Origin of the sequence: uncultured Friedmanniella sp., assembly GCF_964244285.1 — a bacterium.
In the GTDB taxonomy this organism is placed as follows: Bacteria; Actinomycetota; Actinomycetes; order Propionibacteriales; family Propionibacteriaceae; genus Microlunatus.
The window spans coordinates 166,367-179,110 of record NZ_CAXTHT010000001.1 but is presented as its reverse complement, the minus strand read 5'-3'; the positions used below and the strand labels follow the sequence as shown (position 1 = coordinate 179,110).

The 12,744-nt window shown below is 72.7% G+C and carries 10 protein-coding genes; 5 read left to right on the top strand and 5 right to left on the bottom strand.

Annotated elements, in window-relative coordinates; all coding sequences use genetic code 11:
- Positions 1–12: 12 nt before the first annotated feature.
- Both ACFE7W_RS00815 and ACFE7W_RS00810 read right to left on the bottom strand, forming a co-directional pair.
- Positions 13–1,257 (bottom strand): S1C family serine protease, encoded by a 1,245-nt coding sequence (locus ACFE7W_RS00815; protein ID WP_375422871.1) that lies wholly within the window; start codon positions 1,255–1,257, stop codon positions 13–15.
- Between the two features lie 125 nt (positions 1,258–1,382).
- Positions 1,383–2,765: a serine hydrolase domain-containing protein gene (locus ACFE7W_RS00810; RefSeq protein WP_375422870.1), complete on the bottom strand. Its 1,383-nt coding sequence runs from the start codon at positions 2,763–2,765 to the stop codon at positions 1,383–1,385.
- A gap of 51 nt (positions 2,766–2,816) precedes the next feature.
- Here ACFE7W_RS00810 and dxr point away from each other — a divergent pair, with 51 nt between their 5' ends.
- Both dxr and ACFE7W_RS00800 read left to right on the top strand, forming a co-directional pair.
- On the top strand, positions 2,817–4,067 hold the full coding sequence (gene dxr / locus ACFE7W_RS00805) for a 1-deoxy-D-xylulose-5-phosphate reductoisomerase (RefSeq protein WP_375422869.1): 1,251 nt from the start codon (positions 2,817–2,819) through the stop codon (positions 4,065–4,067).
- A 16-nt stretch (positions 4,068–4,083) separates the two neighbouring features.
- A complete protein-coding gene (locus tag ACFE7W_RS00800) occupies positions 4,084–5,382 on the top strand; it encodes an RIP metalloprotease (RefSeq protein WP_375422868.1) in 1,299 nt (432 codons plus the stop codon).
- Positions 5,383–5,389: 7 nt separating this feature from the next.
- On the opposite strand, the gene ACFE7W_RS00795 is transcribed toward ACFE7W_RS00800, so the two are convergent.
- A complete protein-coding gene (locus ACFE7W_RS00795) occupies positions 5,390–5,800 on the bottom strand; it encodes a hypothetical protein (protein ID WP_375422867.1) in 411 nt (136 codons plus the stop codon).
- 85 nt (positions 5,801–5,885) lie between these two features.
- Between ACFE7W_RS00795 and ispG the strand changes: the two genes are divergently transcribed.
- The 3 genes from ispG (at position 5,886) to ACFE7W_RS00780 (ending at position 10,697) form a co-directional block, all read left to right on the top strand.
- Complete coding sequence (ispG, locus tag ACFE7W_RS00790) at positions 5,886–7,043, top strand: flavodoxin-dependent (E)-4-hydroxy-3-methylbut-2-enyl-diphosphate synthase (RefSeq protein WP_375422866.1); 1,158 nt, start codon at positions 5,886–5,888, stop codon at positions 7,041–7,043.
- 23 nt (positions 7,044–7,066) lie between these two features.
- Positions 7,067–7,954, top strand: coding sequence for a GNAT family N-acetyltransferase (locus ACFE7W_RS00785; protein ID WP_375422865.1), 888 nt, complete (start codon positions 7,067–7,069; stop codon positions 7,952–7,954).
- A gap of 109 nt (positions 7,955–8,063) precedes the next feature.
- Positions 8,064–10,697 carry a PEP/pyruvate-binding domain-containing protein gene (locus ACFE7W_RS00780; protein ID WP_375422864.1) on the top strand — a complete coding sequence of 878 codons (2,634 nt, stop codon included), beginning with the start codon at positions 8,064–8,066 and terminating at the stop codon, positions 10,695–10,697.
- Here the strand turns inward: ACFE7W_RS00780 and ACFE7W_RS00775 are convergent.
- Together ACFE7W_RS00775 and ACFE7W_RS00770 are read right to left on the bottom strand one after the other, a co-directional pair.
- Complete coding sequence (locus ACFE7W_RS00775) at positions 10,621–11,379, bottom strand: VC0807 family protein (protein ID WP_375422863.1); 759 nt, start codon at positions 11,377–11,379, stop codon at positions 10,621–10,623. The two genes, ACFE7W_RS00780 and ACFE7W_RS00775, sit on opposite strands and share 77 nt — an antisense overlap.
- Positions 11,376–12,731, bottom strand: coding sequence for a carotenoid oxygenase family protein (locus tag ACFE7W_RS00770; RefSeq protein ID WP_375422862.1), 1,356 nt, complete (start codon positions 12,729–12,731; stop codon positions 11,376–11,378). Before ACFE7W_RS00770 ends, ACFE7W_RS00775 begins: the two co-directional genes overlap by 4 nt.
- Positions 12,732–12,744: the final 13 nt, after the last annotated feature.

The window sequence follows — 12,744 nt, the reverse complement described above, 5'->3', positions numbered from 1 at the left end:
TGGACGCGCGTCTTAGGCGGTCGGGCTCGCGGCAAGGGTGACCGTCGCGTGCTGGGTCGTCCCGGACGCGTCGGTCCAGGTGACTTTGACCTCGTCGCCCACGCCGTACTTCGCCAGGGCGGTGCTCAGGTCTGAGGCCGAGCCGATGGTGGTCGAGCCGACCCCTGTGATGGTGTCGCCGGCCTCGATCCCGGCCTTGGCGGCCGGTGAGCCGTCGACGACCGCGGCCACGGCAGCGCCGCTCGCGTCCTCCCCAGCGGAACCGGCCGAGGAGCCGGTCGAGTAGCCACCGTAGGAGGCGTTGGGGTAGGTCGTCGCGGTGTCGGTCACCTGCACCCCGACGTAGGCTCTCGCGCCGATCTGGACCGTCGAGGTCGCCGTGCCGGTCAGGATCTGCTTGACCACGGCGATCGCGTCGTCGATCGGGATGGCGTAGCCGTCGATGGTGGCGCTGGTGGTCCCGCTCGAGGCGGCGACATCGAGTCCGACGACCTCGCCCTCGCTGTCGATCAGCGGACCGCCGGAGTCACCCGGGACCACGTCGGCGCTGGTCTCGATCAGGCCCTTCAACGTCTCGGCCGGGACCGAGCCCTCGGCCTCGGTGGTGATCGAGGTGCTGAGGTCGGAGACCTTGCCCTTCGCGGCGGTGAGGGTGCCGGTGCCCTCGGCGTTGCCCACCGCGGTCACGGTGTCGCCGCTGCCGAGGGTGTCGTCGTCGAGGGTCGCGGTGGTCAGGCCGCTCGCGTCCTTCAGCTGCAGCAGGGCGATGTCGGTGCTGGCGCTGTGCCCGACCACCGTCGCGGTGTAGGTCCTGCCGGTGCTGGCCACCGTCACCTTGATCGAGGTGGCGCCCTCGACGACGTGGTAGTTGGTCACGATCTCGCCGTCGGAGGTGAGCACGATGCCGGTGCCCGCGCCGGTCGCTCCCTCGTAGGTCAGCTCGGTGTCGATCAGCACCACGCCCCTCTGCTCAGCCTTCGTCGCGGTGGTGGAGTCCACGTCCGCGGTGCTGGAGCCGCTGCCGCTGCCGCTGCCGCTGCCCTGGCCGTAGCCGCCCTGACCCGAGCCGCCCCAGGGGTCGCCCGACCCGTACCCGGAGGAGTTCGACCAGTCGGCCAGCGCTACGGTCCCCAGCGCCACGGTCCTGGGCACCGTGGCCGCCTCCGCCGGCACCCCGCCGATGCCCACTCCGACGGCCAGCACCGCTGTCGCCAGACCCACCCGTACCCGGCGGAAGCCGCCCCGTTGCTTGACCATCTCAGTCCTCCTGCTGCTCGCCCTCGTTGGTGTCGAGCAAATCGCGCGCACCGGTGAGCGCAGTCAGAGGAACCTGTGCGTCGGCCATGACCACGAGGCCGGCGCCAGGGAAGGGGCGCGAGCCTTCAGTGGCCGGAGGTGGCGTACTCGGTGATCCGGCCGGAGTGCAAGGGCACCGTCTGCCACCTCGCCGTGCTCGACCCGGTGGCCAGGTTGACGGTCACCCAGAGCCGGTGCGGCGTCTCCAGGAACACCAACTGGACCACCAGGGCGCCGTCGATCTCTCGCCCTGACGCAGCCAGGAGCAGCCGTCGGCCCTCGGGCAGGGCCAGGTCGTTGCGGGCCCAGCTGTCCTGCCCCACCCGCACGGGCAGGTCGTCGTCGCCGATCGTCAGTCGCCAGCCGCCCGCCGGGTCGGCCGCCACGCTGCCCACCGGCAGCGTCGTCGCCGCCTCGGGCGGTGCGGACGCGGGAGTCCCGTCGCCCCCCGGAGTCAGGCTGAGGGCCTGCAGCCGGGCGGCCAGCGCCTCGTCCTGCTCGGCCGAGGCGACGTCGAGGGCGGGCAGCAGGTGCGCCCAGGCGGCATCCAGGACCGCCTGCATGTTCTCGGTCTGGGCGGTGATCGCGAGGACCACGTCCTGCTCGGGCAGCACGACGCAGAACTGGCCGTACGCGCCGTCGCCGCGGTAACCGTGCCGCGCCCGCCAGATCTGGTAGCCGTATCCCTGGCGCCAGTCCGGGTTTGGCTCGTCCGGGTTCGGCGTGTGGATTCGGCTCGCCTCGGCCACCCAGCCCTCGGGCAGCAGCCGCCGGCCCTGCCAGACGCCGTCGTCGAGATAGAGCTGCCCCAGCTTGGCCACCGACTCCGTGGCCAGGTGCAGACCGCTGAACCCGATCTCCCGGCCCGCCGGCCGCGTCAGCCAGAACGGCGCCGGGACCCCGAGCGGGTCGAAGAGCCGCGGCTGCAGGTAGGCCGTCAGGCTCTGGCCGGTGACCCGCTGCACGATCGCCCCGAGGGTGTAGGTGGCGCCGTTGTTGTAGCAGAAGAGCGACCCCGGCTCCTCCTCGGGCGGCAGGCCGAGGAAGGCGCGCACCGGCTCCTCGGGATCCAGGGTGAAGATGCGGTCGACGGTGTCCTCCCGGTGGCCGGTCGCCATGGCAGCCAGGTCCCGGACCCGCATGGCCCGCGTGCGCTCGTCCGTGGCGGCGCCGGCCAGCTCGGGGAAGTGGTCCACCACCCGGTCGTCAAAGGACAGCAGGCCCTCCGACTCGGCGAGGCCGGCCGCGGTCGCGGTGAACGTCTTGCTGAGGGAGTAGAGCAGGTGGACCTCGTCGGGCCCGTACGGCTCCCACCAGCCCTCCGCCACCACGTGTCCGTGCCGCAGCAGCATCAGGCTGTGCAGCTCGACGTCGCCAGCCGCCTCGGCCGCGTCGAGGAAGTCGGCCACGCCGCGGCTGGCGACCCCCTGCTCGGCGGGGGTGCTGCGGGGGAGGGAGGTGATGGGCATGACGCCAACTCTAGGAACCGGAGGCCTCGGGCCGTACGGCAGACTGGTCGGGTGCGCGACGTGGTCATCCTGGGCAGTACGGGCTCGATCGGCACCCAGGCGCTGGAGGTGATCGCCGCCCGGCCCGGTGAGTTCCGGGTGGTCGGGCTGGCGGCGGGCGGCGGCCAGATTGCGCTGCTGGCCCGGCAGGCGCTGGACACCGGCGCGGCCGTGGTCGCGGTGCACGCCGCGACCGCCGTCCAGGACCTGCAGCTCGCCTTCTACGCCGAGGTCAGCCAGCGCGGCTGGGCCACCGGTGAGGTGAAGCTGCCCAAGATCCTGGCCGGCCCGGACGCCGCGACCGAACTGGCCGGGACGGCCTGCGACGTGGTGCTGAACGGCATCACGGGCTCGGCTGGGCTGGCGCCGACGCTGGCCACGCTGGCTGCCGGCACCACCCTGGCGCTGGCCAACAAGGAGTCGCTGGTCATCGGCGGCCGGCTGGTCACCGACGCCGCGGCCGAGGGCCAGGTCGTCGCGGTCGACTCCGAGCACTCCGCCCTCGCCCAGTGCCTGCGCGGCGGGACGGCCGCCGAGGTCGACCGGCTGGTGCTGACCGCGAGCGGTGGTCCCTTCCGCGGCCGGACCCGGGCCGAGCTCGCGGACGTCACCCCGGCCGAAGCCCTCGCGCACCCCACCTGGGACATGGGCCGGGTGATCACCACCAACTCGGCCACCCTGGTCAACAAAGGCCTGGAGCTGCTCGAGGCGCACCTGCTCTACGGGGTAGACCTGGATCGGATCGACGTCGTCGTGCACCCGCAGTCGATGGTGCACTCGATGGTCCAGTTCGTCGACGGCTCGACGCTGGCCCAGTGCTCGCCCCCCGACATGAGGCTGCCGATCGCCCTCGGCCTGACCTGGCCCGACCGGCTGCCCGGCGCGGCGCGGGCCTGCGACTGGACCCGGGCCTCCAGCTGGACCTTCGAGCCGCTGGACACCGAGGCGTTCCCCGCCGTCGAGATGGCGCGCGAGGCCGGTCGGGTCGGCGGCACGGCACCGGCGGTGCTCAACGCGGCCAACGAGGAGTGCGTGGACGCCTTCCACGAGGGCCGGATCGGCTTCCTGCAGATCCTCGACATCGTGGCCGCCGTGCTGGCCGAGCACACCGCGGACGCCGGTGGTGACCCCGGACGCGACGTAGGCTCGACGCTGGTGACGTCGTCCGACCTCAGCCTCGAGGTCGTCCTCGACGCTGACCGCTGGGCCCGGCAGCGGGCCAGGTCCCTGGCCGCGACCGCACCGTCAACACCGGACGCGTGAGAGGGAGCAGCCCCAGATGGACCTCGTGATCTACATCGGCGGAGCCGTGGTCTTCTTCGCCCTGGTGATGGCCTCCATCGGGCTGCACGAGATCGGCCACCTCATCCCCGGGAAGCTCTTCGGGGTCAAGACCACCCAGTACTTCATCGGCTTCGGGAAGACGCTGTGGTCGCGGCACCGGGGCGAGACCGAGTACGGCGTCAAGGCGGTCCCGCTGGGCGGGTACGTCCGCTTCGTGGGCATGTTCCCGCCCCCGAAGGAGCGGCCCGGTCAGGTGCGCGCGGGCCGGACGGGGCTGTTCCAGTCGATGGCCGACCAGGCGCGGGCGGCCGAGTGGTACGACATCCGACCCGAGGACGAGGGCCGCCTCTTCTACCAGAAGAAGTCCTGGCAGAAGCTGATCATCATGGCGGGCGGCCCGATGATGAACATCCTGCTCGCCTTCGTGATCCTGCTGGGCGTCACCGCCACCTACGGGGTGAGCCAGTCCCAGCTGACCATCGCGGTGGTGCCCGAGTGCATCGTGTCGGCGAGCACCACCGACACCAGCTGCGACGACAAGCCGGCCAGCCCGGCCGCCGAGTCCGGGATCAAGCCGGGGGACACCATCGTCTCCTTCAACGGCCAGACGGTGTCGTCGTGGGACCAGGTCTCCCGACTGATCCGGGCGAACCTCGACCGACCGGCCGCGATCGTGGTCGAGCGCGACGCTCAGCTGGTCACCCTGACCCCCGTCAACACCGTCATCACGGGCGTGGCCGACCGTTACGACCCGTCCAAGCGGGTGGCGGCGGGCTTCTTCGGGGTGCAGCCGGTGGTGAAGCGCGAGCGCGGCGGTCCCGTCGCCGTGGTCCAGGACATGTGGACGATGACCCAGCAGACGGCCGTGGCCCTGGTCGACTTCCCGGTGAAGGTCTACTACACCGCCTACAACCTGGTGACGGGCAAGCCGCGCGACGTCTACGGCCCGATGAGCATCCTCGGTGCCAGCCGGGCAGCGGGTGAGATCGCCTCGACCGACAAGATCGGGGCGGGGACCAAGGTCGCCAGCCTGTTCACGGTGCTGGGCTCGGTCAACCTCTTCGTGGCCCTGTTCAACTTCGTGCCGCTGCTGCCGCTGGACGGCGGGCACATCGCCGGCGCGATCTACGAGGCGCTCAAGCGCGGCCTCGCCCGGCTGCTGCGCCGTCCCGACCCCGGGCACGTCGACACGGCCAGGATGCTGCCGGTCGCCTACCTCGTCGGTGCGGTGATCGCGGTCTCCGGCTTCGTGCTCATCATCGCCGACGTGATCGACCCGATCCGGTTGTTCTGAGCCGGGCTCAGCTGCCGCCCATCCTGCCGGCCGTGCTGACCGCGGCCAGCAGGAGGCTGATCGCCGGCACGACGACGGCGTAGAGCCACACCGGCCAGCGCGAGCGGCGCAGCCAGGCGATCAGGCCGGTCACCAGGCCGGCGAACAGCTGGCGACCGAAGATCTCACCGGCTGCCTCGGCCCTGGGCAGGCCGCCGGCGACCGCGCTGCCCAGGAGCAGCAGGACGACGAACCAGCCCGCTGCGCTCGCCAAGGCGTACGCCCAGGCCCGCGGGTTGGCGCGCACCCCCACCCAGAGCGGCCAGCCCTCGGGCACCGGTCCCCAGGACGGGTCGGGCGCCCAGCCCGGTGGCGGCGTCCAGTCCGGCGGCGCGGGCGGCCAGCCCGGTGGCGGGTTGAAGCGCTGCCGTGTGCTCACGTCCTGCAGCCTGCCAGGCGCCCGGCCCGGACGGAGCCGGGGACGCATCGTCACCGGGGGCCGTCGCGGCTACCCTGGACGGGCTATGACAATCGACCTCGGCCTGCCCGCTCTGCCCCCTCCCGTCCTCGCCCCCCGGCGCAAGACCCGCAAGATCAAGGTCGGCAAGGTCGACGTCGGCGGTGATGCCCCGGTGAGCGTGCAGTCGATGACCACCACCCTCACGTCCGACATCAACGCGACGCTGCAGCAGATCGCCGAGCTGACCGCGACCGGCTGCGACATCGTCCGGGTCGCCGTACCCAGCCAGGACGACGCGGACGCCCTGCCCGCGATCGCGGCCAAGAGCCAGATCCCCGTCATCGCCGACATCCACTTCCAGCCCAAGTACGTCTTCGCCGCGATCGACGCGGGGTGCGCCGCCGTCCGGGTCAACCCGGGCAACATCCGGGCCTTCGACGACCAGGTGCGTGAGATCGCCCGGGCGGCCGCCGACCGCGGCACCTCGATCCGGATCGGCGTCAACGCCGGCTCCCTCGACAAGCGGCTGCTGGCCAAGTACGGCAAGGCCACCCCCGAAGCCCTCGTCGAGTCGGCGCTCTGGGAGGCGAGCCTCTTCGAGGAGCACGGCTTCCGCGACTTCAAGATCAGCGTCAAGCACAACGACCCGGTGATCATGGTCCGCGCCTACGAGCTGCTGAGCGAGTCGTGCGACTACCCGCTGCACCTCGGCGTCACCGAGGCGGGCCCGGCCTTCCAGGGCACGATCAAGTCCGCCACCGCGTTCGGCGCCCTGCTGTCCAAGGGCATCGGCGACACGATCCGGGTCTCCCTCTCCGCGCCGCCGGTGGAGGAGGTCAAGGTGGGCATCCAGATCCTGCAGTCGCTCAACCTCCGTCCCCGCAAGCTCGAGATCGTGTCGTGCCCCTCGTGCGGCCGGGCCCAGGTCGACGTCTACAAGCTGGCCGAGGAGGTCACCGCCGGGCTGGAGGGCATGACCGTCCCCCTCCGCGTCGCGGTCATGGGCTGCGTCGTCAACGGGCCGGGCGAGGCCCGCGAGGCCGACCTCGGTGTCGCCTCGGGTAACGGAAAGGGCCAGATCTTCGTCCGCGGCGAGGTCATCAAGACCGTGCGGGAGTCCGACATCGTGGAGACCCTGATCGAGGAGGCGATGCGCCTCGCCGACTCCATGCCGGCCGGTGAGGGATCGCCCGAGGTGTCCGTCGCCGGCGCACGGGTCTGAACCTGAGCCGACGACGGAGCGAGGTGAACGAGACCGTGGGCGCCAGCTGGACCGGCGTGCACGGTCCGGCGGCCGACGGCTCCGTCCGCGTCCTCTCCCGCGAGGACCTGCCGTCGGCGATCCGGGTGCTGTCGACGTCCCCGGTCGAGAACGTCTTCGTGGCGGCACGGGTACGCGCGGCCGGGCTCGAGCAGGCCAGCCTGGGCTGCCCGGTCTGGGGGTACGAGCGGGACGGGGTGCTGCGGGCCCTCTGCCACGCGGGGTCCAACCTGGTCCCCGTCAACGCCGGTCCCGACGCCCTCGCGGCGTGGACCGAGTTCGCCGGCTCGCAGCGGATGTGCGCAAGCATCATCGGCCCCGCCGGCGTCGCCCTGGACCTGTGGCGCCGCCTCGGTGAGCGCTGGGGCCGCAGCTGGAGCGAGGCCCGCGACGTCCGCGCCTCACAGCCGGTGATGTCGATCACCACCGAGCCGGCGGTCGCCTCGGACCCGCGCGTCCGGCGCGTCACCCTGGACCAGTGGGAGGCCTACACCGAGGCCGCGATCCAGATGTACACCGAGGAGATCGGCGTCTCGCCCGTCCAGGGCAACCCGGCCGGCTACCGCTTCTACGTCCGGCAGCTGATCACGTCCGGCCGCGCGTTCGGCATCTTCGAGAACGGCCGGGTGCTGTTCAAGGCCGACCTCGGCTCGGTGTCGGGCACCGTCTCCCAGGTGCAGGGCGTCTGGCTCGACCCGTCGCTCCGAGGCCAGGGCCTGGCGGCGCCCGCGATGGCCGCGGTGGTGCGGCTGGCGCGGACGGTCGTCCCCACCGTCTCGCTCTACGTCAACGACTACAACCTCCCCGCCCGGGCCACCTACGCACGCGTCGGCTTCGCCCAGGTCGGGGAGTTCGCGACCATCCACTACTGAGTCACCACGACGGAGGCATGACTGTTCTCAGGTGGCCGGCGGGACGCCACTCCGAACCTGTGGACGCCCGTGCGGACCAGCCAGGCCTAACATGAGGCCGGAGGCGGACATGGTGGAGGTTCGTGGGCTGGCGGAGTTCGGTCGCGACGACGTGGCGCTCGTCGGCGGCAAGGCGGCCAACCTCGGGGAGCTGGTCCGTGCCGGTTTCGACGTCCCACCCGGGTTCGTGGTGACGACCGGCGCCTACCGCGACTTCCTGGCCACCCACGACCTCGGCACCCGTCTCGAGGAGCTCGCCGCCGGCGGTCCGGAACGGTCCGGCGAGATCCGGGGCCTGTTCGAGACCGGCGAGCTGCCGGCAGCGCTGCGGACGCAGGTCAGCGACGCCTACGCGGCTCTCGATTCGCCGGCCGTCGCCGTCCGCTCCTCGGCCACCGCGGAGGACCTGGCCGAGGCGAGCTTCGCCGGCCAGCAGGACACCTACCTCGACGTCGAGGCGGTCGATGCCGTCCTCGCCGCCGTCCGCTCGTGCTGGGCCTCGCTCTGGACCGACCGGGCGATGACCTACCGGGCCGAGCACGAGGTGGCCAGCGCCGGTCTGGGCCTCGCCGTCGTGGTGCAGCAGATGGTGCCGGCCGAGGTCGCGGGGGTGATGTTCACCGCCAACCCGCTGAACGGGCGGACCGAGGAGACCGTGCTCAGCGCTGCCCGGGGGCTGGGCGAGGCGGTGGTCAGCGGCGCGGTCCCGACCGAGGAGGTCGTCGTCGACCTGGCCGCCCACCGCCTGGTCCGCTCCGAGACGGCGGCGGAACCGGTCCTGAGCGACGAGACGGCGTACGGCCTGGCTGAGCTGGGCCACCGCATCGAGGCCCACTTCGGCGGCCCGCAGGACGTCGAGTGGGCGCTGGTCGGGACGCGGGTGCGGGTGCTGCAGGCCCGACCCGTCACCGCGCTGGCGCCGCCCGAGGACCCGCCGCCCGAGGACTGGTCGGTGCCGGACCCGACCTCGCTCTACGTCCGGGCGAGCATCGTCGAGCAGCTGCCCGACCCGCTGTCGCCGCTGTTCGCCGACCTGGCCGCCGACGCCGTCACCGACTCGCTGACCGCCATGATGTCCGAGCTGGTGGGCGAGGACGCCGTCCGCGCGGGCGACGTCTCGTTCCCGACCGTGAACGGGTACGCGTACTACCGCTACTCCCGCACGGGGATGCTGCGGATCACCCTGCGTACCTACAAGGCCCTGCCGGTCCTGGGCGGCGGTCGACGTAGCGGCCGCGAGCGGTGGCAGTCCTACTCCCACCCCCGCTACCGGCAGGCGGTGGCGGCATGGTCGGGGCGCCCGCTCGCCGACCTGACCGCCACTGAGCTGATGGCCGGCGTGGTCGCGCTGCTGTACGCCGGTGCCGAGTACTACACGTCGGTCCAGACCCTGATCCCCGTCGCGGCGTCGAGCGAGGTCCTCTTCACCCGCGCCTACGACGCCCTGGTGCGCCGGTCGGGCGACCCCGCGGCCGCGACGTTCCTGCTCGGCTTCGACAGCCTGCCCATCCGGGCCGAGAAGTCGCTGTACGACCTCGCCGGCTGGATCCGCGAGGAACCCGACCTCGCGGCGGCGGTGCTGGGCGCCACCAACGCCGAGCTGCTCGCCGACCGGACCTCCGCCGCCCCCCGGTGGCCCGGCCTGTGGTCCCGGCTGCGGGGCCACCTGGACGCCTACGGCCACCTGGTCTACAACCTCGACTTCGTCAACCCGGTGCCGGCGGACGACCCGGGTCCGCTGCTGGACACGCTGCGCTTCTACCTGGGCGACCGGCCGGCTGACCCCTACCGGCGCCAGCTGCGCAGCTCGGTGCTCCGGGAGGCGGCGACCACGACGCTGCTCTCGCGGCTGGGTGCCGCGCGGCGAATGGTCGTGCTGCCTCTGCTGCGCTGGGCCCAGGCGTCCGCGCCGATGCGCGAGGACGCGCTGGCCGACGTCGGTCTGGCCTGGCCGCAGCTGCGGCGGCTGCTCACCGAGCTGGGCGGACGGCTGGTCGCGGCCGGAGCCGTGACGCGGGTCGAGGACGTGTACTGGCTCACGTCCGGGGAGCTCACGGCTGCGCTGGACCAGGACCGACCCGCCTCCCTGGAGGCCGAGGTGGCCCACCGACAGCGACGCTGGCGGGGTCAGCGCCGCGTCACGCCGCCCCAGGTGCTCCCCGAGGCGGGCTGGCTCCGGCTGATGGAGCGGTGGCTGCCGGCGGCGTCCACCGCCCAGGAGGGAGATGTGCTGAGCGGGCTGGCGGGCAGCGCCGGCCGGGTGACCGCGGTGGCCCGGGTGCTGGAGCGGCCGGAGGACTTCGGCTCCTTCCGGCCCGGTGAGGTGCTGGTGGCGCCGATCACCACCCCGGCCTGGACCTCGCTCTTCGTCCGCGCCGCCGCGGTGGTGACCGACGTCGGCGGGCCGCTCAGCCACAGCTCGATCGTGGCCCGGGAGTACGGCATCCCCGCCGTCCTCGGCACCGGCATCGCCACCCGGCGGATCCGCACCGGCCAACGGGTCACCGTGGACGGCGACGCCGGGACGGTCACCCTGCTGGCGGAGAACTCCGCCGGCCACCTGGTCGGGGACGAAGGCCTCGGCCAGCACCCCGACCAACCGCGCGCGGTGGCCACGACCGGCCTCGTCATGCCTGCTCCGCCTTCGCGAGGACCGACTCCGTGGCGGAGCCGTAGTGCACCGCCCAGATCGAGGTCAAGGTGATCACCACCGGGGTGAGGACGGGGGAGAGGACGGCCATCACGTCGATCGGCAGCACGTAGATCAGCGGGATCCGGACCACCGCCTCGACCAGCAGGGCACCACCGATGACCAGGGACATGGTGCGGAAGCGAGACCTGAAGACCGGCTCGGTCTCCCAGAGCTGCGCCCACTCGTCCCGTTCCTCGGCGGTCGGCGCGGCCACCCGCTGCGACGCGTGGTAGGCCAGCGGCTTGCCCCGCAGGCAGGTCAGCACGAAGGCCAGGCCGGCGGCGCCCGTGCCGAAGGACTCCTTGACCAGCAGGAACCGGGGACTCCCGGTGACCAGCGACAGCAGCAGGCCGATCGCGAAGATGCCCATCATGAACGCGGCGAACGGGTCGATCTTGCGCTCCCGGACGACCACCCAGACGACGCGGAGGCCCGCGACCACCGTCCCGGCGATGAGGCCGACGAACGGGCTGTAGCCCAGCAGCCGGGCGACGCCGTAGGCGAGGATCGCCAGTCCGGCGTCGAGGAACAGGTTCACCATCAGGGCGCCGATCATCTGGCCCTTGCCGGGGTCCTCCCGTGGCGGGGTGCGCCCCTCGCCGGGCTCGGGCGACGGGGCTTGCGTGGGCGCGGTCATCGTGGTCTCCTTCGGGTCGATCGGGTCGATGGTCTGGACGGGGTGGCGGGCGGTCACGAGGCGGCGATCCACGAGCCGTGGAAGCCGGCGGGCACCCTGCGGGGCAGGGTGACGGCGGCGGTCGGGCCGGCGGCGGGGTCGGTGGCGTCGAGCACCACCAGGGTGGAGGCGCTGCCGTCCTCGGGGGTGAGCAGCGAGAGCAGCCACCCGTCGTCTTCGGCGCGGCCGTCCACGGCGGGCACGAAGCTCGCCTCCCCGATCACCCCGGGTAGAGCCGGCGACCAGGTGGTCGAGGAGCGCTGCAACAGGTCGTACTTGACCAGCGAGCCGCCGCGCTCGTCGGACACGGCGTAGCGGTAGCGGCTGGAACGGCCCGTCCGGTGGTCAGCCATGCTCGGGAACTCCACCGAGCGGTCGTCCAGGGCGGTCTCGGCGACCGAGCCGGTGGCCGGGTCGAGCGTCCAGCGGTAGAGGACGCTGCGCGCGGTCCGCTGGGTGGCGGTGACCGCCTCGGCACTCGGGCGGGCGCCGGTCCACGTCTCGACGAAGGACGCCGGGTCGTAGCGGACCGCGTCCAGGACGATCCGGCCGGCGGCGTCCTCGGTGGCGTTGCCGATGTGGAAGACGTAGCAGGGTTCGACGTCGAACCAGCGCACGGGCCCGCCGTCGCGGCTCATCACCCCGAGACGTGCGCCGTAGTCGTCGTCCCAGCCGTACGGCATCCCCGCGCCACCGCTGCTGAGCCAGCGCTCGAGGGAGAAGGTGACGGGCAGGTCCAGCCAGACGACGGAGTGCTCGGTGAGCGCGAAGTCGTGCATCATCGTGGGTCCGGCCACGTCGACCGTCTCGGTGTGCACGAGCCGGCCGGTCGCGTTGGCCACGTGGTAGGTCAGGTGCGGCGCCAGGGCCGAGTAGCCGAAGAAGAAGAGCTCGCCGGTCACCGGGTCGACCTTGGGGTGGGCCGTCATCGCCGTCTGCAGCCGGCCGCCGAAGTCGTAGCCGCCGACGGTGTCCAGGTCACGGGTGAGCTGGTAGGGCAGGCCGCCCTCGCACAGGGCCAGCAGGACGCCACCGTGCTCGATGACCGAGGTGTTGGCCGGGTTCGCGTCCAGAGCCGGACCCCGCTCCCCGCCCGCCGGGGCCCCGTCCAGCAGGGAGGTGTGCACCCAGCGGTTGCGGTAGCACGTGGCGCGGCCGGCTTCGAGGCCGATCCCGTGCACCATGCCCGCCCCGGTGAACCAGTGCGCGGCGGGCTGGCCCGGCATCGGGTTGGGGCCGTTGCGCAGGTAGGTCCCGCAGAGCTCGGGCGGCAGAGAGCCGCTCACCGACAGCTCGGCGGACTCGATCTCGTCGGGCACGGGAGCCAGCGCACCGAGCAGGTGGGCCGGGTCAGGCTCGGTTATCTTCATAGGTCAAATGTTA